The organism is Emticicia sp. C21 (assembly GCF_003418935.1).
Classification (GTDB): Bacteria; Bacteroidota; Bacteroidia; order Cytophagales; family Spirosomataceae; genus Emticicia.
In genome coordinates, this window is the sequence record NZ_QVMT01000001.1 from 319951 (window position 1) to 344293 (window position 24343).

Below are 24343 nucleotides of genomic sequence, written 5' to 3' on the forward strand. Positions count from 1 at the left end.
GTGGCACTATATTTTTAGCTATTTGTCAATTCTTACACCTATTAAAAAGCAGGTGTCAGGTTCAATGCTTCTACTTTGCGTATTTCGGGTACAGCCTTTAAAATGGCTTCTTCTAAACCTGCCTTAAAAGTCATAGAAGACATAGGGCATGAACCACAAGCACCCATCAATTCAAGTCTCACAGTATAATCATCAGTAATCTCTATCACTTTCACATTACCACCATCGGTTTGTAAATAAGGTCTTACTGTGTTTAAAGCAGTTTCTACTCTTTCTATTAAATTTTCCATATTAAAGCCAAATCCCTCCTTTAGGATTTTTTCTATATACAAAAGTAAAAAAATATTAAAAAAGTTCAAATAATTATGCATCAATTCCATTGCGGAACAATTTTAAAAATCGTCCATTGAAACAACTTAGTAGTTAACAAAATTTTACTATACAAGTTTATTTGTAACGACGATTTAAAAATGGCTCCAATGGAATTGATACAAACCTGTATTCTTTACTATATTTACGAATCTGAATTAATGCCAAAACATTCATTTCATAAATCTATTTTCCTCCAAACAATCAACAAACGATGCGTAGCTTTATTCTTATCTGTTTACTCTTGTGTTCGGGCCTGACTTTTGCCCAGAATGCTGATGCCGATTATGTTCGTGACAACTATAAAAAACGAGAACTATATATAACCATGCGTGATGGTGTTCGTCTGTTTACTTCTCTCTACTTACCCAAAGATTCTACAAAAAACTACCCGATTCTATTGCAACGTACTCCTTATTCTGTTGCTCCGTATGGCGAGGGCAAATTAAAAACACTGGTAGGACCAAGTGCTGAACTTATGCACGATGGCTACATATTTGTTTATCAGGATGTTCGCGGACGGTGGATGTCAGAGGGAGAATTTGTAGAAATGCGCCCGCATTTAGATAATAAGAGCGGCAATACTGCTATTGACGAATCGACTGACACATATGATACGATAGATTGGCTTATAAAAAACCTTTCTTATGATTCAGGCAAAGTAGGCATGTGGGGTATTAGCTATCCGGGTTTCTATGCCTCTGCTGGTTTAATGTCGACCCACCCGGCTTTAGTGGCCTCTTCTCCACAAGCGCCAATGGCTGATTTATGGCGTGATGATAGCTACCATAACGGTGCTTTTATGTTGCCCCATAACTTAGGTTTTTACCCTAGTTTTACTAATCGGACAGATACTAAACCAACTCAGTCTCCCGGCAAACGGTTTGATTTTGGTACACCTGATGGCTATAAATTTTATCTGAATCTAGGCCCTATCAAAAACTCATTGAATTATACCGAAAGCCTTGGCAAAGACCCTTACTGGCGGGCTAATCTTGAACATCCGAATTACGATGAATTCTGGAAAGCCCGCAATATCTTGAATCACCATAATGGCATTAAACATGCCGTCATGGTTGTTGGTGGCTGGTATGATGCTGAAGATTTATATGGTACTTTCAAAACCTATCAGTCAATCGAACAGAAGAATCCAGGTATCAATAATATTTTTGTAGTCGGCCCCTGGGTGCATGGAGGTTGGGCACGAGGTGATGGCGATATACTGGGCAATGTGAATTTCGGTCAAAAAACCAGTTTGTACTACAGAGAAAATATCGAACGTAAATTCTTTAATTATTACCTGAAAGGACAAGGCGATAATGTTTTTGCAGAGGCTCTGATGTATGAAACTGGTACTAATAAATGGCGTAATTTTACAGAATGGCCTCCTAAAGTAGCTAAAGAAAGAAATCTGTATTTTGGGGCAAATGGCAAATTATCATTCAGCGAGCCAGATGAGAAAAAGAGTATGACTTCTTATGTTTCAGACCCAAGCAAACCTGTACCATCATCAGATTATATTACATCAGGCATGCCACGTGAGTATATGGTAGATGACCAACGTCATGCCAGCCGTCGTCCGGATGTATTGACTTTCCAGACTGATATTCTAGATAAAGATGTGACACTGGCAGGTAATATCTGGGCTAACCTGAAAGTAGCTATCACAGGTACCGATGCTGATTTTATTGTAAAAGTGATTGATGTATATCCTGACGATGCCAAGGATAATGCGAATACTGATAAAAAGATGAAAATGGCCGGCTATCAGCAAATGGTGAGAAGTGAGGCTATGCGCGGTAAATTCCGTAAAAGCTTTGAAACTCCTGTACCATTTAAGCCTAATAAGATAGAAGATGTCTCATTCGAATTACAGGATGTACTGCATACATTCCAGAAAGGACACCGTATAATGGTTCAGATTCAGAGCACATTCTTCCCGATTATCGACCGTAATCCACAGAAATTTTTACCAAATATTCATTTTGCCGACTATTCGGATTTTCAGACTGCCACGCATACTATTTATCATGAAAAGAAAAATGCCAGTCACTTGAAAGTCAGGGTGCTTGAATAAAAACCTATTAAAACAAAACCCCTCTATTAGCCAAAGCCAATAGAGGGGTTTTATTTTATATAACTGTCGTTGAATTAACCAAAGATTACTTCAATGTAGTAATCCATTTTGCAATTTTCAATGCCTCGTCTTTTGGAACTTGTGTCATTGGAGCCATTGGAGGATAACCTTCCCAGTTAGCCGGATTTGGTTTATAAATCAATTCAACTATTTGTTCTGGTTTATATCTTTTCTTCTTCATTACCTCCTTGTAAGCAGGCCCTACTAAACGAGTATCTACTTTATGGCAAGCCAAACAGGTATTTTTTTGCAATAACTTTTCTACGTCAGGAGGGATTTTGGTTTGGGCTTTCGATACCGAAGCTATTCCAAGTACAACGGCAACGGTCAAGAATGTTTTTTTCATTGTTTACTTATAAAGATTAAAAATAATACTTAAGTCGAGGAGGAAAATCTTCCGCTAAATACGTAAACAAAACGTTAGAATGAAAATATTTGTTAAATTTTTAATACATTATTTTGTTAATGAAAAGTTAAATGAGTTTTACTCCTGACCTAAAGCATTTTTTCCAAACATTACTAAGGTTTGTTTGCTTGAAAGTTTAATAATTTTCTTTTACTTTCGTTTAATTACAAGCGAATATCCGCTATTGCAAAAGTATTTAAATTGTATGAACGTATTAACCACCCTAAAAACTATAAAAAGATTCCTGTTTCTTCGAAAAAAGCTGGCAGGTTTTGGGGTTATCTTCTTGCTGTTTTTTAACTCTTTTAATACATCTGCCCAATTGATACAGTGGGCCAATAAAGTCATTGGGTTTTCTTCTGAACGTACTGACCCGACCAATCAGGGACTTGAATTCAGAGCTGTTCAGGTTTTAGGGAGTCCTAGTAAGCTACCTCAAACTGGTGACTCTAAAGCCGCCTGGTCTCCGGCAGGAGCCGATACTAATGGCGACGAGTGGATAAAAGTAGGGTTCGAAAAACCTATGAAAATCAAACAGGTCTCTATCGGTGAAAACCATAATCCGGGCGCTATTATCAGGGTATTTGCCTATGATTCAACCGATACCGAACATTTGATACACGAAAACGTAAATGATGTACCCAAAATACCAGGCCGTATGTGGAACATTGTTATTCCGCAAACTGCTTATTCAGTACATGCTATTAAGATAGTTCTTTCACCCTCACGGGTACCGGGCTATAATCAGATTGATGCCATCGGTATGTCAGCGTTGTCTACGCCTTACGAAACCAAAATCAATCTGTCTAAAAATATGCCTAAAGAGATTATTAAAGAGAATTTAGGAAAGGGGGTTAACTCTAAAGAGCGGGAAGTAGCCCCAATCATTACTCCTGATGGCAAAACGTTATTTTTTACAAGACAGGGGCATAATGGCAATATGGGCAGAGAAAAAAAGCAGGATGTCTGGATTTCAAAAATGCAGTCAGATGGCACATGGGGTGAAGCAGAGAATGTACAAACCCCTATCAACACCGAAGAACACAATGCGGTAAGTACGATTTCGGCCGATGGTAAAACGGTTTTTCTATTAAATACTTATCAACCAGATGGTTCACATCGCCCGGGTCTTTCTAAATCCAAAAAGACGCGCACAGGTTGGGAATTTCCGAAAGAAGTAAAGATTACAGATTATTATAATAATGCTTCTTATACCGAATTTTCGCTGGCACCAAACAATAAGGTAATGATTATTGCTTGTAAACGAAATGATACCCGGGGAGGTAAGGATTTATATGTATCGTTTTTGAATGAAAATGGCACATGGTCGAAACCCGTAAATATGGGTAGTAACATTAATACAGTAGAAGATGAGGGAGGCCCTTTTGTAGCCGCTGATTCAAAAACGATTTACTTTTCAACGGCTGGATTTCCGGGATATGGGGATAATGATATTTTTCTGAGTCGCCGCTTAGATAGTACATGGACCAAGTGGAGTGAACCTGAAAACTTAGGGTCATTGATTAATACAGCTAAATGGGATGGTTATTTTACTATTCCTGCCTCTGGTGAATACGCGTATCTGAGCTCAGAAGAAAGGTCGATGGGTGCAGAAGATATTTTCAGAATCAAACTTTTTCCATCAATTAAACCAGACCCTGTAGCTATTATTTCAGGAACAGTCATTAATGCGCTTGATAAAAAACCGATTGCAGCGGATGTATTGCTGGAAGCTTTGAATGATACGACAAATAAAGATAAGAAAGATAAAATTGTATCAGAGTTTGATCCGGAGACAGGCGAATACAAATTTGTTGTACCTTTGAAGAAAAATTACAGTTTGAGTGCTTCTAAAAAAGGTTTTATAGCTGTAAGTGACAATATTGATTTAACTAAAGACAGTCGTTTCAGAGAAATCAGACGGAATATCAGCCTGATCCCAGTCAAAGAAGGGCAGACGATTATACTGAATAATCTCTTCTTTAACCAGAGTAAATATGATATTTTACCACCCTCTTACCCAGAGCTGAACAGAATCATCGAACTGATGAAGGAATACCCAACAATGGAAGTAATGATTGAAGGGCATACTGACGGTGCAGACGATAACCTGATGCTGAACGTAAAGCTCTCTCAGGAAAGAGCTAATGAGGTAAAGAAATATCTGGTGGAAAAGGGAGGTATAAATGGTAGTCATATACAGACCAAGGGTTGGGGGCCATCAAGACCTATTGCCAGCAATGCTACTGAGGAAACGAGAAAGAAAAATCGTAGAGTCGAATTTTCGATTTTGAAATTGTAATCAATGCTACTAAGAAATTTATTGGTTCGCAGAGCGTTCACGTTTTGCCTGATACTGATTCCGCTTGCGCTTTTTGGATATATTTTTCAGAAATATGCTATTAACATTCCTCATTGGGACGATTTAGCTGTTAGAAACTCATTAGCTGATTTTCTGACAACAGACTCTTTCTTCAACAAAATCAGCATTCTTTTTGCTCAGCATAACGAACATCGCATTTTTCTTACTCGTCTACTCGCTCTTTTCATCTATTCAATAAAAGGTACTTTAGATTTAAAAGCGCTAATGTTGTTAGGAAATTTAAGCCTGGTGGGTATCTTATTTATTTTCTATCGGTTCAGTCTCCGCAATAATCTGGAGTTATTGGCTTTAGTCCCTTTAGGTTATTTAATTTTCAATACTGGGTTATATGAAAATGTGTTCTGGGGGATGGCTTCTGTGCAGAATTTCTGGGTAATTTTGCTAGCCTTTGCCACTCTATATTTTCTTATTTTTTCATTTGGGAAACCTGCTAAAACCTACTTTTACCTGGCTATTGCTTTTAGTTTCTTAGGTGTTTTTACAAGTAGCAATGGCATCCTGATTCCAATAATTGGATTAAGTATTTTGCTATTTCAGAAGCGCTATCGTGAACTTACCATTTGGGGCATAACATCAGCATTATTTTTATTCATCTATTTTTTCCAATACCAAACATCACCTGATAAAGCGGCTAAAGTCGACTTTTCCTCACCCGATCTCCTTTTAAAAGGGATATTGGCAGTAATTGGCAATGCCGTTGATGTTTCATTTATAGCTCCTAATAAGCACCTTGACCTATCAATGGCTACTGGTATTATTATGCTTATAATTATTGCTTTATTCAGTTTTCAGGTATTATTCAGAAAATACGACATCAACCAACGAAACAATGACTTATTCCTCCTAAGCTGTCTGGTGTTTTTAGGAATAACCTGTGTCGGCATTGTCATTGGTCGCATTTCTTATGGTATTGAGGTTTTACTGACAAGTAAATACAAAATCAATTCGGTGTTGATACTCAGTATTTGCTATCTGATTATTCTTAACTCAGTAATCAACGAAAGAAAGCAGAGGACTATTACAGTAGCTATTATATTGAGCATTTGCTTCAACCTCTATACTTATCTGGCTGAATTTCAGCATGTGAGTCATTTAAGACATGAACGCATTACTGACCAGTTTAAAATACAGCACAGTGATAAAGAAATGCCAACAAGTGGTATATATGCCCAATTGCAACAACCTGCCTCGGCTTTTTATGATGCCTTGATGCCTACATTATTAAAATCGGAAGATTCAGTAAAAACAAAAATTAATATTGTTGAGAATCAGGTAGGGTTTATATTAACTGATAAACAGGCTGGGAAGCTTGATATAAGTTTGGCTGATGCTGGACAATACATAGCCTTACGTTCTGCTCAGAATATCTATTTGTTTCCATCCAGAACCATTACTGCCAGCACCATTCCATTAAAAGATTATATTAATATCGGATTTCTTTTCAGAAATCAACTGAACCTCGGTAGCTTTGTGTGTGATTTTACTAAATTTTATATTCAATCGGGCGCATATCAGATAGGCATTATTCGTATAGAAAATGAGAGACCTATTGTTACGTGGACAAATCAATCAATCAATATTCAAGCAGTACAGAAAGAAAAACCTAAGCAAAACTGGTAAATTTCTGTAGAATTATAATCCTGATGTCGGCACAAAACACCTCCTACCTAAAACAATTAGATGGCATACGGTTCTTAGCAGTAACAATGGTATTAGTCGACCATTGGTCTGACGAAAAATTGAAATTACCTTTAGGTTTTTTAGGTGTATGTCTGTTTTTTGTACTAAGCGGTTTCCTGATTACTCGAATTTTGCTCAATGCCAAAGATAAAGATGAAGCCCTCAACCGCTCACATGGCTTCTCATTGAAACAGTTTTATATCCGTCGTACTATCCGTATTTTTCCTATTTATTACCTGACTATTTTTATTCTCTATATTCTTAATGTTCCACCTGTACGCGACAAAATTGTCTGGTGCCTGACCTACTCAACCAATATTTATATTGCCATTCATGAATCATGGCTGGGCGTGATAGATCACCTATGGTCTCTTGCTGTAGAAGAACAATTCTATCTATTTTTCCCTTTTGTGATCTTCTTTATTCCATCCCGCTATTTAGTAAAAGTACTGTTTGGTTTTATAGGCCTTTCGGTATTGCTTCGCTTGGTTCTTTATCTCAATGGTATAGCCTGGATGGCCTCCTATGTACTAATGCCTACTTGTTTGGATGCTTTTGGTATGGGTGGATTATTGGCGTACGCTTTCTATCATAAAAATGAGAAAGTAAAAAAATTTATCACCAATAAAGTATGGCTGGTACTAAGTTTATTGCTTTATGCAGGAGTAATTGCACTAAGCAAATGGATCTCTGAGGGACAAAGTATTGTAACAATTGTATTTCTGCGTGTTTTTGAGTCTTTGCTTTCGTTGTTTTTAGTAGGTAATGCTGCCTATAATTTCGGAGGAATTATGAAAAGTGTATTAGAAAACAAAGTAGCTATCTATATCGGGCGCATCAGCTATGGTGTTTATATCTACCATAATTTTGTCTATAATTTCTACCATTCCTCACCCAACCATCCTACTATAAAACTGCTAAATAAACTGCCTTTTATTGCTAGTAATTTGCCTCTGAAATTCATTTTTCTATATGCATTAACTATTGGGGTAGCTACTATTTCGTGGTTTTTGATTGAGAAGCCCATTAATCAATGGAAAGAGAAATTCGGATATTAATTGGGAGATTTTACCAGTTTTTTGGTCATAACCTGTGTACCATCTACAATTTTCATCAGATAGATACCATCAGGTAACTGACTTAAGTCAACGGGAATGGTCTCAGAAGTAATAGATTGGCTTTCTATACGTTGAAGTGTTCGGCCTTTAACATCAAACAATTCTATGCTTATATCACGTCCCTGATTTCGTAAGGGAAAGGCAACCTTTACAATATCAGTTACCGGATTCGGGAATACAATAGCACTTAATATTGGCTCTACTGTATATTCATTTGCCGTAATCAAATTACCTTCTATACCTACAATCTGCCAACCCATATCTTGTAAGCAACGCAGCAATAAATCACCGGGACTCTGATTTACTTCTGCTGAACGTACATTAGGCGACATCAACGAGTTAGGGTTTCCTTGCGGATAATAGGATTCATCAAAATGTGAAATACTCGAACCATCATTGAAAGCACTCGGCGCATAAAGTTTTGGTAAAAAATTAGCGTATGAACTATTCCTTAAACCAAAATATATGGCATTACCCGTTAAAGCAGTTTTTAAATCAGTTGAGGGATTTCCAAAAACACCACTGTTCGTCAGCTTTATTTTTCCTGTATTTTGTAGAAACATATCGTAGATATAATTACTACCCGACTGGCCATATTGCCCCTGCGTATTGCTATTCACTAATTTAAAGGATGACGAAAAACCTAAACCATGGGCTATTTCATGCATTACAACCGTAATCAAATCGTATTTACCCGATTGAGATTTCCCATCTACCCCATAGTACCAGTTCATGCCACTATTGATTTTCATCTCAATTTCAAAATCGTTGTCATTAAGATTTTTTCCAGAGATTGCTTCTGCTAACGAAGCAGGATACCAGACATTCTGATAGGGAGCGTTCTGAAAGTTCTTGTAAATACGAGTTGCTCCTGTGACAGCTAATACACCGGTTGATAGAGAAGTCCAGGTAGCTTTAATTTTGATAGGCTGAGAAGAATATAGGTATTTCGCCCACAGGCTCATGGCTTTTTCATAAGCTGTCTTGGCTGCGGCTGGAAAATCCACATAAGTGACCTGAATGGTAGAAGTAGCTAAAACCCGTGCATTGGAGGCCAATTTCTCATCCGGTAGAATCTGTGTAAAACTATCCTCTTCTGTATAATGACAGATAACCGACTCAGCAGGCATAGATTCAGTCTGCGCAAGCACTGTTTGATAAGCCAATAAAAAAATAAAGATTTTCCCTAACAGACGCATTGGTAAATGTTTAGGTCGTTTTGCTTTTTATTTAGTGAATGAGTGATTACTTTTAAAACCTTCATTTTTAATCACTCATTTACTCACTCATTCACTAAATTCTTCTTATACTAAGACGTTAAAAGGTGTAAAAAAATTGCATACACAAAAAGCAATTATCGCGCCATGACTTTTGAGACGTAATCCCAACAGATAATTCCTATTGTTACGGCAATATTAAGAGAGTGCTTTGTACCAAATTGAGGTATCTCCAGACAATGGTCTGCGGCAACTATGGCAGCATCATTTACGCCAAATACTTCATTACCAAATACAAAGGCATATTTCCTCGAAGGCTCAGGTTTAAAGTCTGTTAAACTAAGGCTATTTTCTACCTGTTCTATTGCCAGAACTGTATAGCCATTTTGCTTTAATTCTGTAATTAATTCAACTATATTAGTCCTATGCTCCCATGCTACTGAATCAGTGGAGCCTAAAGCGGTTTTCTCAATTTCACGATGCGGGGGTGTACCTGTTATACCACATAGATAGATTTTTTCAACCAAAAAAGCGTCTCCTGTACGAAAAGCCGAGCCAACATTATTCATACTTCTGACATCATCTAATATCAGACAAAAATTCTTTTTCTCAACCTCCTGAAACTCTTCTACTGACAGACGATTCAGTTCTTCCATTTGCAATTTTCTCATGAAACTCTTTTTTCTGCAAATTTATGATAGAATTGTGACGTTTTGAACGTTTTTACTCGCTAAGAATATATTTCATTTTGCCGGAACTATCGCCCGCATCGGAAAGTATTCATAGCGATTAATTGTTGTCGCTGGGTCATTTGCAATAAAATCTTTTACTTCCTGCTCATCCTCTACACAGATGACTCCAAGACCATAAACAGCATCAGGAGCCATTACAGGGCCAAAAACTACTACTTTTCCCTGGTTCATCAATTCGGTCCAATATCCTACATGCTTCATCATAATCGCTCTTTCTTCTTCACTCATAGTTTGAGCAAAGTCCGGCCTTGACGGAAGTAAATGCAATGCAAAGTATTTTTTCTCCATTTTTATAATTGGTTAACAATTTTAATTGACGCGACTATCATCAAGCTACTAAATGTTGTTATTTTTAATAATCCGGAGCTCCTGCTGCCCTATGTAAAAAGGTTCCCACCGTACAGGTAACCTTTTCCGGATTTGCTTTAGCTCTCCTGATTCAAAAAGGTACCCGCCATATTGGCTACCTTTTCGATAGTTATTATGCAGATTGTAATTCAATACTGGACGTCCCATAAACTTCCCACTTTGGTTTTAGTTTTCAAAGTATGTGGGTTGTTTTTTGGTAAAATCACACTGTTGTGTTCTCCTCTACAATGCCTGTTCTTTAGAAGAAAGAAATAGTCATTCACAACTTCTGAGTTAATTACTAATTTTTAAATTTCACTCGTTCTTATTTAAGCCTCATCAACAATTCAGTCTCTAATTTAGATTCATCATTTGTCCAATGCCCGTATATTTCAATGTATAGAAGTATAACCTCAAATCCTTTTTCTATTAATTCGCTGGTCATTTTCTGCCCTGCTGGCTTAATGAGATGATAAGGACCAATATGTTTATAATAAGCATATTTTTCTAAGCTTATTCTCTTTTCTTCAAGCCCTGAGCTTAGTCCAATAGATGGATTATGCAATTCGACACCTGCAAAAACCTCATCTTCAGTTTCATACACCCAGATATTCATCCCACTATTTCCTAGTTCATTAGCTTTAACTACCTCCCACATTTTACCACTCAATTGAAAGGCGGCACCTACAAAATCTTTATCGATAGCAATGCCTCCGAAGCCATAAATATCTAATTGAAGACTATTATTAATTATTTCTATATTCATAGTTAATGAATTTTAGTCATATAGAATCATTATAAATTTAGCTACGAAACCACTCAGCTTTCAATCGAAATTACTATAAAAGTTCTAAAGTTTTATGTATTGATTTAATTATCTTTAAGCGCTATTTACTTTAGCATTTTCAGAATGATTATTGAAAAGTCTTAGAGCCTGTTTAAATGAATAAGTATAAACCTCTTAATCGAAAAGAAATAATTATATTGATTTGTATTTTCCTAGTTGGTGTGGGTATTATGGAACTCACAGGGATTATACAAAGTAAGGATGACGCGAATATAGACAAAGAACTTCTATTAATCATTGAAAGAAATAAAGAAATGCAACAAAGTTTTGGCTCATTTAGGGGTTCTAATATTGAATACTTTTATAATCCAAGCGTTAAAGATACTGCTTCTTTTAAGGCTGTCTTACACGGAAGCAGGTCGCACATTAATTTTATTGGACATATGGCAATAATTAATAAAAAGTGGCAACTAGTTACCTATTCAATGGTTTCAGATAGTTCACAGTTAATGCCTTAGCAGAGAATATTACACAATAATCTACATACCTCTTCCAGTCTTTTTCCAATCTAAAGTTTTAAATTATTAAAATTACCACTGATGGATACAGAATATAAAACAAAATCATTAATTACGAAGTTGTAATAGCAGGTACTCAAATTGGCTTAATCAATAGATAACTCTTTGAAAGCAACCCAAATGCTTTTACCTACGTATCTATCAAAGGTTTGTCAAATGCTGAAAGAATCCACGCCAACCTATAAATAAAGCCCAAACTATAATGCCGAAAATTGTTTCTATCGGAACTGCCGTGCCTCGCTATGCACACAAACAGGAAGACATCATGCGTTTTATGCTTGATGCCACAAATCCTGATGAAAAAAACAAAAAACTTCTTCCTATTCTCTATAAGCGTAGTGGCATTGACACCCGATATTCGGTTTTCCCTGATTTTTCTTTGTTACGCGGCAACTGGCATTTTTTTGGCAATAACTGTACTGCTCCATCTCTTGAACAACGGATGAAACTTTTCAACGAAGAAGTAGTAGCATTATCTGAAAAGTCTATACGAGATTGCATGCCTGATAATAATTTACAGGAAATTACACATTTGATAACCGTTACCTGCACAGGTCTTTCTGCACCGGGTTTAGATATATTATTGGCTGAAAAATTGAATCTTCCTTCTAATATTATTCGTACTTCTGTCAACTTTATGGGTTGTTATGCTGCTTTGCATGCACTTAAAATAGCTGATGCGTTTTGTAGAGCTGATGCCTCTGCCAAAGTCCTGATAGTTTGTACCGAATTATGCACTTTACATTTTCAGAAGTCAAATGATACTGACTCTATTCTTTCCTCTACCCTATTTGCAGATGGTTCAGCAGCTTGTCTGGTAGTTGGTGATGAAAAAACAAAAGGCTTAAGCATTCAACAATTTTTCTCAAAAATAGCCTTAGCAGGTCAGCCTGATATGGCCTGGCAATTATCAGGGAATGGCTTTCTAATGACTCTGACCAATCATGTGCCTAAGCTGATTAAAGAAGAGATTGGTGGTTTATTAGATTCAGCTTTAAAGCAACTCAACATATCAATCAATGATGTGGCTGAATGGGCTATTCATCCGGGAGGTAAAAATATATTAGAAGCAGTAGAAAGCTCTTTGGTGCTTGATAGTTCAGACTTGGCCACCTCTTATGAAGTACTCCGCAACTATGGCAATATGTCGTCAGCTACTATTTTGTTTGTACTTAAGCAAATGATGCAGAATCCTTCTACAAAGGGCAATATTTTTACAGTAGCTTTTGGACCAGGTATTACTATAGAAACCGTTATGCTTACCCTATGAATTTCAGCAATCGCTCCTATACACCAGAATTATTAGATAATGATGATATTCCTACCGAAGACCTATATCAGAACCTTCATGAATTAGATTTCATCAATCGTTGGTTAGGCGGGCATAAGGTAGTATTGGATGGTATCAAGGCTTTACTCAAAAAGAATCCAGTCAATAATTCACTATCAATTATGGAAATTGGCAGTGGTGGTGGCGATAATCTGAGAGAAACGGGTATTTTATTGAACAAAAAGAAAATGGTCTATCGGTTGGAGGGGGTAGATTTAAAACAGGATTGTGTTCGGTTTGCCCAGCGTCAAAAACTTATACCCATTACCTATCAAATCTGTGATTATCAATTGGCTGATACCCAAACGCAGAAGCCGCATTATATTTTCAATTCTTTGTTCTGTCATCACTTTAAAGATGAGCAATTAATAAAAATGCTTCAATGGATGTATCAGAATTCAGAAAAAGGTTTCTTTATAGCCGATTTACACCGCCATGCTTTGGCTTATTATTCTATTAAGTTTTTAACCTGGCTTTGCTCGAAATCATATTTAGTAAAAAATGATGCGCCGTTGTCAGTTTTAAGAGGGTTCAGCCGAAAAGAATGGAAAGTACTTTTACATCACGCCGGAATCAGGCATTATACTATCCAATGGAAATGGGCATTCCGCTGGTTGATTATTGTTGAAAAATAAGCCATTAGTTATCTATGATTATTACTCTTACTATAGTCCGATACCCTAAGTATTCTATTCCTTTCGCCATTTTATCAATGGCGCTATTTCGGCTTCCGTTGTGGTTAACTCAAGGCATTACATTCTGGAAACTACTTGGGTGTGGCAAAAATGGTTCTTTTGATATTCAACCTGACTTGACTCAGTGGGGATTATTAGCAGTATGGGAAAAAGAGGAGGATTTTAATAGATTTCAGCAAAATTCTTTCCTGCAAAAGTGGTGGAAAGTTTTTACCAAAAATCAATGGACTGTCGTTTGCCAAGCCTATGAATCACATGGTAAGTGGGATGGAAAAAATCCATTTCATACACACGTAACCGACAAAAATTATCAGGGTAAAATTGCGGTTCTCACAAGAGCCAGTATTCGTTTATCAAAATTGAAAGGCTTTTGGAGCAATGTGCCCCAAGTTGCCAGTAATCTGCAGCAAGCCAAAGGTTTTATTACCTCAATAGGTATTGGAGAGATGCCGTTTATCAGGCAAGCAACATTTTCAATCTGGGAAAGTCTTGATGATGTGAAACAATTTGCCTATAGACAACGAGAGCATGCTGATGTAATTAAAAGAACCCGAAAAGAAGATTGGTATTCGGAAGAGCTATTTGCCCGTTTTATTCCTATCAGAATAGAGGGAAATTTAAATGAAAAGCCTATTTTAGACTATACAAATGCTACCGCTTGAAAACTTTCCAAACTTTCGTTTTAAGTATGTACAAATTTCACGCCAAAGCTATACTTATCCCGAGAAATAATTTATAACTAATTGATTTTCAAGGCTATATAAATATTTTTTTTGTTAAAAAACTTGCTTTTTCTTCAATAATTACCCTTATTTGTTAGACAAACTGCACCACAAGCCCGTAAAATGTCAGGACCTCTCTTTATCGGGCATGATTTTTGAATCATTACATTGAGTGAATACAATAGAAACTATTTAATTTATGTCCCGCATTAAATCATCTTTGCTTGGATTCATAATCTTATGCACCACTATAACTGCTTTTGGACAGGATCAGATAACCGAGCCGCAAGAATGTAGAAATCCATCTGGTTCAATTCCTATTGGCGGTGATTTTGAGATAAATCCCAATCTGGCGGCATGCCTTAACTATGCAACAACCACTAGTAAAATAGTAGTATATGATTATACTACCCCGGATGGTAACGCACCGGCTTTTAATAGCACCTGGTTCTTATTTAACTATAAAGATTCATCTGGCCCTCCTAAGTTTCCTGTTTTAGCCACATTTGATACTACTTACACCAAGCCAGGTACTTACTGGATTATGATGCTTATAAAAAAGGGGGGTAATTCATATATTAAGTGTAAAAGCGTTGAAGTCTTACAAACTCCTAAACTTAGCTTAGATTACGACATTTGTACAACCAATACAGTAACAATCAAAATTTTACCTACACCAGAAAATCAGGTATACAATGCAGTTAGTCTTGATTGGGGTGACGGCCCTGCCACACGACATACAATTCCTAATCCGATACCTAGCACCGGAATATCTTTAACACATACTTATACAGGTGCTATTGTTAATCCTAAAATACAAGGTCTTCATATTCGAGACAACATACCTGCTTGTTTCGGAAGTCCCTTTACTATCCCGGTAACTAGTTCGAATATACCTAAAATAACCATATTAGAAGGCTTAAATGGCGGAAATGAAAATAAAATTACAGTAAAGGATGGACATGAAGGCAGTGACTACACTGTTGAAATGAAAACAGGAAATGGTGTCTGGACTTCTACTGGGAAGATAATCACAGCCGCCGCTGCTAACTCTCCTGTTTCTATCATAATTAATGGCTTAACGGGCACAAATGATTATTGCTTCCGTCTACAAAAAACAGGTGTTTGTAATACGCCTATCACTTCTGCGCCGGTATGTACTATCAAATCTAGCTATCAAGTACTTACACCTAAAGAGGTAGAAGTCAAGTGGACGTCCAATTCTTATTCCAGCTCTGCTACTAGTGAAGTTATTACCCGTTATAAGGTATGCTATAAAGAAGTACCCGCCAATATAAACGGCAATTGTGTAAATATTAACGTATCGGCCACGCCAAGTTTTATTTTTGATCAGATGATTTGCAGTACGAAATATGAATTCTATATAGAAGGAGGCTGGGGTGTAGGAAACGACAAGGTTCAGATATTATCACCACCTTTTCAAGTTAATCCTGCTACGGGCGGAAGATTTCCAAGTGCGATGGTAGGAGTTGCTTCGGTTGGGGATGATTTTGTAAGGCTTAGTATGAATAATTTTTCAAATGCATTAATTAACAAATACAATATCTACAAAGCAGAGGGAAACTCAACTAATTTCCAGCCACTCACAACTGTTACTACAAATACTCATTCTGATTATGCTGTACAGTTAGATAAGCAACAATATTGCTATAAAGTAGATTATCAAGACGACTGTGGGAATACATCTGATTTATCAGAAGCCTTTTGTACAATATTTTTGACATCTGCCCAATCTAATACATTAAACTGGACTCCTTTCACGGTAAGTGGTTCACCAAATGTATTGCAAAATGTACAAGCTACCGAATATGTTATACAGATTATCGACGCAAGCGGAACTGTAATAAACACTCCGGGCAATACCTTAGCAACAGAATTTGATGTACAAATGGCAATTGACAGGTATTTGAATGATCCTGCTATGAACGGACGGGTTACTTTCAGGATTCTGGCTACTCAGGATGCTAATTTAGTTTTAAATGGCAACCCCATTTCTTTTCCATTTTTCAGTTATTCCAATCCGTATACTTTTGTAACTCCGGCACTTTTATACGTTCCAACGGCTTTCACTCCCAATGACGATACTTTTAATGATGTATTTAAGGCAAATGGAAAGTTTATCTCTGAATTTAATATGGTTATTTACAATCGCTGGGGTGCACCGATTTTTGAATCAAAAAATATGGATGAAGGTTGGGATGGAAAAGACAATGGAACTCCTGCACCGCCTGGTAATTATAGTTATAAAATTTTTGGACTCGATCATGCCGGACAAGAGTTTAAGAAGGTAGGTTCCGTAGTTTTATTGAAATAAAGACGGTATCTAGTACGATATTTTTTAAGGCAGTCTGAACCGACTGCCTTTTTTTGTAGTTTTGTCATTGAAAATGTACATCACTTAATCGAACTATAATTATGAACATGGGAGATATTTTCGGGTTGGCAGGTAAAATGAAAGAGATGCAGACCCGCATGCAGGAAGCACAGGAGAATTTAGGTAAAATTACCGAAACAGGAGAAGCCGGCGCAGGGATGGTACGCGCAACTGTTAATGGCAAAAAACAATTGATAAAAATTGAAATAGATGAAGATTTAATCAGTAAAGACCAACGCGAGATTTTACAGGATTTAATCGTGGCTGCTACCAACAAAGCGCTCGAAAAAGTAGAGGAGAAAGCTAAGGAAGAATTGAAAAAAAGCACCGAAGGTATGATGCCTAATATACCCGGTATGGACTTTGACAAGATGTTTAATAAATAATTGAGTGATTTAGCGATTGAGTGAATTAGTGATTAAATTAATTTTGTTATAGACTAAAGATAATAATCACTCAACCACTAATTCACTTATTCACTCAATTCTCCATTCATGCCAAAAGTTGCTATCGTTATTCTGAATTATAATGGGCAAGGATTTCTTGAGAGGTTCTTGCCATCTGTTATTCAACACTCTTCTGGTCACGAAGTCGTCGTGGCCGATAATGCCTCTACTGATACTTCTGTTACTTTCTTAAAACAAAACTACCCGAATATCCGACTGATTCAATTGCCTCATAATGGTGGTTTTACAGGAGGCTATAACCAAGCACTCAAACAGGTACAGACTACCTATTACGTTTTATTGAATTCTGATATTGAGGTTACACCCAATTGGGTTGATCCTATTATTGAGTTAATGGATACTAATCCAAAAATTGCAGCTTGTCAGCCTAAAATTAAAGATTATTACAAACCCACCTATTTCGAATATGCCGGTGCAGCAGGTGGTTTTATTGATTGGCTGGGATATCCGTTTTGCAGAGGTCGTATTTTTGATACTTGCGAGGAAGACACCGGACAATATGATAATACGCGGGAGATATTCTGGGCAACAGGTGCCTGTATGTTTGTGCGAGCCGCTGTTTTCCATCAATTAGGTGGATTCGACACCAAATTCTTTGCTCACATGGAAGAAATAGATTTGTGCTGGCGCATGAAAAACGCAGGCTACCAAATATTCTACTCTCCTGCTTCTACTGTATATCATGTAGGTGGGGGAACACTTCATAAATCTAATCCTCGTAAAACTTTCCTAAATTATAGGAATGGTTTGGCGATGATGTACAAAAACTTACCTGCCAATCAGCTATTCACCACTATTTTTGCCCGATTAGTATTAGATGGTGTTTCAAGTATCAAATTTCTGCTGGCAGGTTCTTTCAAAGATATCTGGGCTATATTGAAAGCACATTTTGCTTTTTATGGTATGATTCCTACATTAGAAAGAAAATCTTCCAAACATCTGAAAAACATTTATCCTAGAAGCATTGTGTTGCAGTATTTTTTGAGGGGGAAGAAGCGGTTTGGGGAGCTGTGAGGGATTTTATACGATTTATTTTGTGACAATAAAAGGTATGGAAAAAGAAGAATTTTTATTTCTATTATTGGGTGCCAGTTATGCTGGCTATAGAGCTAAAATAGAGCAGAAAAAGAAAAATTTAGTACCTAATTTCAGATATAATGTTCTACTTAATAGTTCTGTTAATAATGGTACCGATTTGACTGTCTATCCCGAAGATAATAATGTTGTTCATAACGGACTCACAGATATTGAAGTAATGAATCTTTTGTGTAGAAATAATAAAATACCTGTATGGATTGACATTTACGTTATAGCCTCGGATAGGCAATTTACTACATTTGAATTAATATGCGCTGAACGTTATTCAGATAAAAAAACTGACTACTATTATTATCAGAGGGGTTCAGGACCTTTTGGAATAAAAGTGTTACTTTCTAAAAATTACCCCTTATTAATACGATACTTTATTCTAATTTATAGGAGAATATTTAAAAGATGAGCGCTTCAATTTTTCCCCTATCTTTGCCCAACAAAAACCAAATCAACATTGCTTAAAATAGGTATTACAGGTGGGATCGGGTCTGGCAAGACCATTGTTTGTCAAATGTTTGAACTCCTGGGTGTTCCGGTATATTATGCCGATGAACGTGCCAAATGGCTCACGAATAATGATTTACAACTCCGCAAGGAAATCAAGGAATTGTTAGGAAGGCAGGCTTATGACGAGCAAGGACAATATAACCGCAAATGGGTAGCAGCACAGGTATTTGATAATCCTGAACTCTTAAAAATGCTCAACTCTCTCATTCACCCACGCGTATTTGCCGATACCGACCAATGGTTCCTATCACATCAGGATGCTACCTATACTTTAAGAGAAGCGGCTTTAATGAATGCCGCAGGTGATAGAAATGATTTTGATGCCGTGATAGTAGTGAATGCTCCGGTAGATACAAGAATAGCCCGTATTAAAAAAAGAGACCCGCAAAGAAACGAAGAAGAAATAAAGGCTATTATAGCCCGACAAAAAAACGAAGAGCAGTTTGCTTCAATTGCTAACTACACTATAATTAATGATGATGAGCACCTGTTGATACCGCAGGTATTGGTATTGCATGAAAAATTAAGCAAGCTGGCTTAACTTATTTTCTAAAAACCTTCAATAGTTTATTTACTGCGCCACTGATGTCTTTATCTGTATCCATCAAATCATTTACAGTCTGAATGGCGTGGATTACTGTGCTGTGGTCGCGCCCACCAAAATGATAACCAATAGATTTTAGTGATAAGTTGGTTAATTCTTTTGCCAGATACATGGCAATCTGGCGTGGCAATACAATCTCACGAAGGCGACTTTTACCTTTCAGATCAGGTATCCGTACTTTGAAATGTTCAGTTACTGATTCAATAATGGTATCAATAGTCACCTCTTTTTCAGAATCTTTTATTAAATGCCGAAGCGTACTTTTAGCTAATTCAACATCTATGTCTCTACGGGTTAAGGAAGCCTGCGCCAATAGCGAAATCATTACCCCCTCTAACTCACGGACATTGGTATCAATGCTGTGAGCTAAATATTCAATTACTTCATAGGCAATAGAGATACCCTCAGCATGAACTTTTTTCTGAATAATGGCAATACGTGTTTCAAAGTCCGGTGTTTGCAAGTCTGCCGTTAAACCCCATTTGAAACGAGATAACAAACGGTCTTCTACTCCTTCTAACTCACGTGGTGGGCGGTCAGAAGTCATTACAATTTGTTTACCAGATTGATGCAGATGATTAAATATATGGAAGAAAGTCTCCTGTGTTTTCTCTTTGCCCGACAAAAACTGCACATCATCAATAATCAGAATATCTACCTGCATATAGAAATTCATGAAATCCTGCAGGCTGTTATTTCTGATAGCATTGATAAACTGACTGGTAAACTTTTCAGAAGAAACATATAATACAAACTTATTGGCTGCCCTGTTTTTCATGAAATTACCGATAGCCTGTACCAGATGTGTTTTGCCAAGCCCAACTCCTCCATAAATCATCAGGGGATTAAAAGAAGTAACGCCCGGTTTAGATGCTACTGCAAATCCTGCTGCTCTGGCCAGACGATTACAATCTCCCTCTACAAAGTTGTCAAAAGTATAATTCGGGTTCAGATAAGAATCCAGATTCAGAGAATCTAAATCTTTCATTTCGAAAGGGTTTCTTACCTGTTCCTGGTTATTATTATGATTATTATTATCTACCCGCCCCACAGGAGAACTATGCTGAGGCATATTGATGGCAATTGGCGGTTCTTTTTTCTTTTGATCCCCACTATCAACTATAATAGAATACTCCAACATTCCATCGCGACCAATGGCATAATCCAAAGATTTTCTCAACAGATGCACATAATTCTCCTCCAGCCACTCGTAGAAGAATTGGCTCGGGACCTGAATAGTCAACTTCTTTCCCTCTAGTTTACCCGGAATAATAGGTTCGAACCAAGTCTTATAACTTTGTTCCGAGATACTATCGCGGATAACCTTGAGGCAATTCTGCCATACTACATCAACATCTCGTTGGACTTTAGGAGTTTCTAAAATAGTCATTTGGCTACATTGGGATTCTTAAAGGGGGGTGCAAAGATACTAAAATTTATGTATCTACCAAGAAGTGAATTTTGAGATTTTTCATGTATTTTCAAAGTAAATCCCAAACATTATTTTACCAAATTTGATTTGCCTTATAAAAATACAAAATGTACCTTTACAATTACTTTGATAGCTGAATTTTTTCACCGAAAAATACAATTCTATTATGGCAAAAAAATTCTTTGAGGAATTTGGGAAATCGACAAAAAAAAATTGGGAAGCACAAGTAGCTAAAGATCTTAAAGGAAAAAGTTTTGAAGATACCCTAGTCTGGAAAACACTGGAAGAAATTCCTGTACACCCTTATTATTCGGAAGAAGATTTAACTCCTCTCCCACTCAAAGAAATTCAGCAAGCTCAATCTACCAGAAAGGCACTGAACTGGCAAAATAGGCCAATAGTGAAGTTTTGGCAGGAAAAACCGACTAATAGCTTAGTTATTGAGCTATTGAGTAGTGGTGCTGATGCTGTGGCCATAGACTTTGGTAATACTGATATAAATCAGGTTGATTTTGCGAAACTATTAGATAAAATCAAATTAAGTAATACGCCTATTTATTTCCGGTCATCTGTTAACAAAGCTTTACTTACTGCTCTTCGCAGGTATGTTCATTATCAGCCTAAAGGAGGACTTATCTACGATTCGTTAGGTGCTTTCTTTACAGGGGAGTCCGAAATGGATGATACAACTTGGGAAAGTACAAAAAACTGTCTTGAATTTTGTACTGATTATCCGGCTTTTAGTGTCATTGCTATTCGGTCTGATGTATTCCATAATGCTGGCGCAAATGCCGTACAGGAACTGGCCTTTACATTAGCCACTGCTACCACATATTTGGACAAATTAACAAGTCTCGGAATAAACATTGAACACATAGCAACGAAGCTAGAATTTTCTTTGGCAGTCGGAACTAATTACTTTATGGAGATTGCCAAAATCAGAAGTCTGCGTTTTCTTTGGAGCAAGATTTTAGAGGCTTATCAAAGTCCTGTTACGGCTTGTCAGATTAACTGTCAGACATCTTATTTTTATGATTCTACGCTCGATGCGCATACTAATATGCTAAGAGCCACAACAGAAGCGATGTCGGCAGTAATCGGCGGTTGTGACTCGTTGACTACTCATGGGTATGATGCTGTCTTTAATAGAGGGTACAGTGAAATGAGTGAGAGAATGGCCCGAAACATTTCAATCTTATTAAGTGATGAAAGTTATTTAGGCAAAAGTGTTGATATCTCTGCCGGGTCTTATTATATAGAAAACCTTACGAACGATTTATCAGCCAAGGCGTGGGAATTATTTCTTATCATCGAACAAAAAGGAGGTATTTTGAAAGCCTTTAAAGAAGAATTTATACAAACCGAAATAGAAAAAGCTTATCAACTGAAAGCAGAGGCTTTGCAAAACGGTAGAATTATGGTGGGAGTGAATAAATTTATATCACCTAAGGATAATCCCGGGCAAGCTCTTGCTCAAGCCAAAACTGATAAACATTTCTTACCCAACAGAAGAATCGCTTCAATTTTCGAATGAAAATACTTTTAGCTCCTGATAAATTTAAAGGTTCATTGGATGCTCCTCAGGTATGCCAAGCCATGATAGAGGGCATAAAAATGGTCTCAACTGATATTGAGACTGTTAGTGTTCCTATGGCTGATGGTGGAGAAGGTACTTTAGATTTACTATTGTGGTATTCGGGTGGACAGAAGAAAACGGCGCAAGTACATGACCCACTAGGCAGAATCATTGAAGCCCAATATGGTATTTCAGCCGATGGCAAGACCGCTTTTATTGAAATGGCTACGGCTTCGGGTCTGCCTTTATTAAAAATTGAAGAAAGAAATCCCTTATTAACGAGTACTTATGGCACAGGCGAGTTGGTTAAGATTGCTATTGAACTCGGCGTAGAGCAAATTATCTTAGGTATTGGAGGGAGTGCTACAACTGATGCAGGGATAGGAATGGCAAAAGCTTTAGGCTGGCAGTTTCTTGGTGCCGATGCTAAAGAAGTAGAGGCCATAGGTGGTAACTTATCATTGATCAAGAAAATCATTCCCTCTCCTACTGTTTCTCAATTACCAAAAATTCAGGTTGCTTGTGATGTTACTAATCCTTTATATGGAATTAATGGGGCAGCACATGTCTATGGTCCACAAAAAGGGGCTGATGCAAAGGTCGTAGAAATATTAGATAAAGGTTTACGGGATTTTGCCAGAATTACAGGTTTATCAGAAAAAATATTCAATAGTCCGGGGTTTGGAGCAGCAGGTGGATTGGGTTTTGGTTGTGTTTTTTTTCTGAATGCTGAATTAAAAGAAGGTGTAAAACTCCTGATGGAATTCTGCGATTTTGATAAACACTTAACTAACGTTGATTTGATTATTACAGGTGAGGGAAAAATTGATAATCAAACGTTACAAGGTAAATTGATTAAGGGTATTACTAGTAAAGCACAACAAATTGCGGTTGCAGCTATTTGTGGTACTTTAGATGCCAGCCTTCAACAAATGCAGGAGATCGGTATTCTATATGCAAGTTCTATTCTTAATAAACCACAGACTTTAGAGGATGCCTTGAAATCGGCGTATGAGGGCGTAAGAGATGCCACCTATTATTTAGTGAATATGATTTATCATACTTCTGCGATTAAATCGTAATTTTGCACAAAAAAACTAAATGCATGGAAGAGAACAATGACATGAAAAACACCAAGACCTGGCTGAAATTTACCCAGATTGGCTTGCAGATGATTCTGACCATTGGTTTAGGGACATGGTTTGGCTATTGGCTTGATGAAAGAGTCGCTCATAAAACACCGGTCTGGACACTTGTTTTATCGCTTACTTCTATCGGGGTATCTCTATATAATGTAATAAGACAGCTCCCTAAGCAATAAAATAATGGCTTATTTACATTTACACAGTCTTTTATGTCAAAAACTCTTATACTTACCGGCGTACTCATAATTGTATTTTTTTTAGCTGACGCTATCGGACTAGGTTATCTCTTACATCAGCAGAAATGGGTTATTCTGAGCTTTTTTGTAGCTTATTCTTTCCTCTTTAACCGCATCATTGAATTAGGTTTTAAAGAAAAACGTAAAAACTTTATCCCGTTTTATCTGGCTACAGTGGCTTTACGTCTTATTTTGAGTATTATCTTCATTGGCATCGAATTATATAGAGGTTTAGAGCAGCAGGAATTGTTCGTGGCAAACTTTTTTGTATTATATTTATTTTATACAATCTTTGAGATTTGGAATTTAAATAGTAACTTGCGCCAAAATTCAGAAAAGTGATTATCCTGAAACGTCGGTCGACCGA

The 24343-nt window shown here is 37.0% G+C and carries 24 protein-coding genes; 17 read left to right on the forward strand and 7 right to left on the reverse strand.

Annotated features, from left to right (window positions below; genetic code table 11):
* Positions 1-41: 41 nt before the first annotated feature.
* Complete coding sequence (locus tag D0T08_RS01345; RefSeq protein WP_116981475.1) at positions 42-290, reverse strand: NifU family protein; 249 nt, start codon at positions 288-290, stop codon at positions 42-44.
* 293 nt (positions 291-583) lie between these two features.
* Between D0T08_RS01345 and D0T08_RS01350 the strand changes: the two genes are divergently transcribed.
* Positions 584-2446 carry a CocE/NonD family hydrolase gene (locus D0T08_RS01350; RefSeq protein WP_116980766.1) on the forward strand — a complete coding sequence of 621 codons (1863 nt, stop codon included), beginning with the start codon at positions 584-586 and terminating at the stop codon, positions 2444-2446.
* An 85-nt stretch (positions 2447-2531) separates the two neighbouring features.
* Here the strand turns inward: D0T08_RS01350 and D0T08_RS01355 are convergent, their stop codons facing one another.
* Positions 2532-2852: a c-type cytochrome gene (locus D0T08_RS01355; RefSeq protein ID WP_116980767.1), complete on the reverse strand. Its 321-nt coding sequence runs from the start codon at positions 2850-2852 to the stop codon at positions 2532-2534.
* A gap of 265 nt (positions 2853-3117) precedes the next feature.
* Here D0T08_RS01355 and D0T08_RS01360 point away from each other — a divergent pair, with 265 nt between their 5' ends.
* Genes D0T08_RS01360 through D0T08_RS01370 form a run of 3 tightly spaced genes read left to right on the forward strand, consistent with a single transcriptional unit; the run spans position 3118 to position 8033 of the window.
* A complete protein-coding gene (locus D0T08_RS01360; protein ID WP_116980768.1) occupies positions 3118-5214 on the forward strand; it encodes an OmpA family protein in 2097 nt (698 codons plus the stop codon).
* Positions 5215-5217: 3 nt separating this feature from the next.
* Positions 5218-6915 carry a hypothetical protein gene (locus tag D0T08_RS01365; protein ID WP_116980769.1) on the forward strand — a complete coding sequence of 566 codons (1698 nt, stop codon included), beginning with the start codon at positions 5218-5220 and terminating at the stop codon, positions 6913-6915.
* 23 nt (positions 6916-6938) lie between these two features.
* The gene (locus D0T08_RS01370) at positions 6939-8033 is read left to right on the forward strand and encodes an acyltransferase (protein ID WP_116980770.1); all 1095 of its coding nucleotides are present in this window, start codon (positions 6939-6941) and stop codon (positions 8031-8033) included.
* Here the strand turns inward: D0T08_RS01370 and D0T08_RS01375 are convergent.
* The 4 genes from D0T08_RS01375 to D0T08_RS01395 form a co-directional block, all read right to left on the reverse strand.
* Positions 8030-9292 (reverse strand): T9SS type A sorting domain-containing protein, encoded by a 1263-nt coding sequence (locus D0T08_RS01375; protein WP_116980771.1) that lies wholly within the window; start codon positions 9290-9292, stop codon positions 8030-8032. The genes D0T08_RS01370 and D0T08_RS01375 overlap by 4 nt on opposite strands.
* 155 nt (positions 9293-9447) lie before the next feature.
* Positions 9448-9981 carry an RNA methyltransferase gene (locus D0T08_RS01380; protein WP_116980772.1) on the reverse strand — a complete coding sequence of 178 codons (534 nt, stop codon included), beginning with the start codon at positions 9979-9981 and terminating at the stop codon, positions 9448-9450.
* A 72-nt stretch (positions 9982-10053) separates the two neighbouring features.
* Positions 10054-10350 carry a YciI family protein gene (locus D0T08_RS01385; protein ID WP_116980773.1) on the reverse strand — a complete coding sequence of 99 codons (297 nt, stop codon included), beginning with the start codon at positions 10348-10350 and terminating at the stop codon, positions 10054-10056.
* Between the two features lie 385 nt (positions 10351-10735).
* Positions 10736-11176 carry a GyrI-like domain-containing protein gene (locus D0T08_RS01395; protein WP_116980775.1) on the reverse strand — a complete coding sequence of 147 codons (441 nt, stop codon included), beginning with the start codon at positions 11174-11176 and terminating at the stop codon, positions 10736-10738.
* Positions 11177-11352: 176 nt separating this feature from the next.
* Here D0T08_RS01395 and D0T08_RS01400 point away from each other — a divergent pair, with 176 nt between their 5' ends.
* The 9 genes from D0T08_RS01400 (at position 11353) to coaE (ending at position 19524) form a co-directional block, all read left to right on the forward strand.
* The gene (locus tag D0T08_RS01400) at positions 11353-11715 is read left to right on the forward strand and encodes a hypothetical protein (RefSeq protein WP_116980776.1); all 363 of its coding nucleotides are present in this window, start codon (positions 11353-11355) and stop codon (positions 11713-11715) included.
* Positions 11716-11977: 262 nt separating this feature from the next.
* Positions 11978-13045, forward strand: coding sequence for a type III polyketide synthase (locus D0T08_RS01405; RefSeq protein ID WP_116980777.1), 1068 nt, complete (start codon positions 11978-11980; stop codon positions 13043-13045).
* Positions 13042-13740 carry a methyltransferase domain-containing protein gene (locus D0T08_RS01410; protein ID WP_116980778.1) on the forward strand — a complete coding sequence of 233 codons (699 nt, stop codon included), beginning with the start codon at positions 13042-13044 and terminating at the stop codon, positions 13738-13740. Before D0T08_RS01405 ends, D0T08_RS01410 begins: the two co-directional genes overlap by 4 nt.
* A gap of 14 nt (positions 13741-13754) precedes the next feature.
* Complete coding sequence (locus D0T08_RS01415; protein WP_116980779.1) at positions 13755-14462, forward strand: DUF3291 domain-containing protein; 708 nt, start codon at positions 13755-13757, stop codon at positions 14460-14462.
* Between the two features lie 259 nt (positions 14463-14721).
* Positions 14722-16857: a gliding motility-associated C-terminal domain-containing protein gene (locus tag D0T08_RS01420; RefSeq protein WP_116980780.1), complete on the forward strand. Its 2136-nt coding sequence runs from the start codon at positions 14722-14724 to the stop codon at positions 16855-16857.
* Positions 16858-16958: 101 nt separating this feature from the next.
* Entirely contained in the window at positions 16959-17303 is a 345-nt protein-coding gene (locus D0T08_RS01425) for a YbaB/EbfC family nucleoid-associated protein (protein WP_116980781.1), read from the forward strand.
* A 108-nt stretch (positions 17304-17411) separates the two neighbouring features.
* Positions 17412-18398 carry a glycosyltransferase family 2 protein gene (locus tag D0T08_RS01430; RefSeq protein ID WP_116980782.1) on the forward strand — a complete coding sequence of 329 codons (987 nt, stop codon included), beginning with the start codon at positions 17412-17414 and terminating at the stop codon, positions 18396-18398.
* A 37-nt stretch (positions 18399-18435) separates the two neighbouring features.
* Entirely contained in the window at positions 18436-18882 is a 447-nt protein-coding gene (locus tag D0T08_RS01435) for a hypothetical protein (RefSeq protein WP_116980783.1), read from the forward strand.
* Between the two features lie 48 nt (positions 18883-18930).
* Positions 18931-19524: a dephospho-CoA kinase gene (coaE, locus tag D0T08_RS01440; RefSeq protein WP_116980784.1), complete on the forward strand. Its 594-nt coding sequence runs from the start codon at positions 18931-18933 to the stop codon at positions 19522-19524.
* A 1-nt stretch (position 19525) separates the two neighbouring features.
* Here the strand turns inward: coaE and dnaA are convergent, their stop codons facing one another.
* Positions 19526-20977, reverse strand: a complete 1452-nt coding sequence (gene dnaA, locus D0T08_RS01445) for a chromosomal replication initiator protein DnaA (protein WP_116980785.1) — start codon at positions 20975-20977, stop codon at positions 19526-19528.
* A 208-nt stretch (positions 20978-21185) separates the two neighbouring features.
* On the opposite strand from dnaA, the gene D0T08_RS01450 reads away from it, so the two are divergent.
* Genes D0T08_RS01450 through D0T08_RS01465 form a run of 4 tightly spaced genes read left to right on the forward strand, consistent with a single transcriptional unit; the run spans position 21186 to position 24318 of the window.
* Positions 21186-22553 (forward strand): methylmalonyl-CoA mutase family protein, encoded by a 1368-nt coding sequence (locus D0T08_RS01450; protein WP_116980786.1) that lies wholly within the window; start codon positions 21186-21188, stop codon positions 22551-22553.
* Positions 22550-23677 (forward strand): glycerate kinase, encoded by a 1128-nt coding sequence (locus tag D0T08_RS01455; protein ID WP_116980787.1) that lies wholly within the window; start codon positions 22550-22552, stop codon positions 23675-23677. Before D0T08_RS01450 ends, D0T08_RS01455 begins: the two co-directional genes overlap by 4 nt.
* 23 nt (positions 23678-23700) lie before the next feature.
* Positions 23701-23916, forward strand: a complete 216-nt coding sequence (locus D0T08_RS01460) for an AtpZ/AtpI family protein (protein WP_116980788.1) — start codon at positions 23701-23703, stop codon at positions 23914-23916.
* Positions 23917-23949: 33 nt separating this feature from the next.
* Positions 23950-24318 carry a hypothetical protein gene (locus D0T08_RS01465; protein ID WP_116980789.1) on the forward strand — a complete coding sequence of 123 codons (369 nt, stop codon included), beginning with the start codon at positions 23950-23952 and terminating at the stop codon, positions 24316-24318.
* Positions 24319-24343 lie beyond the last annotated feature (25 nt).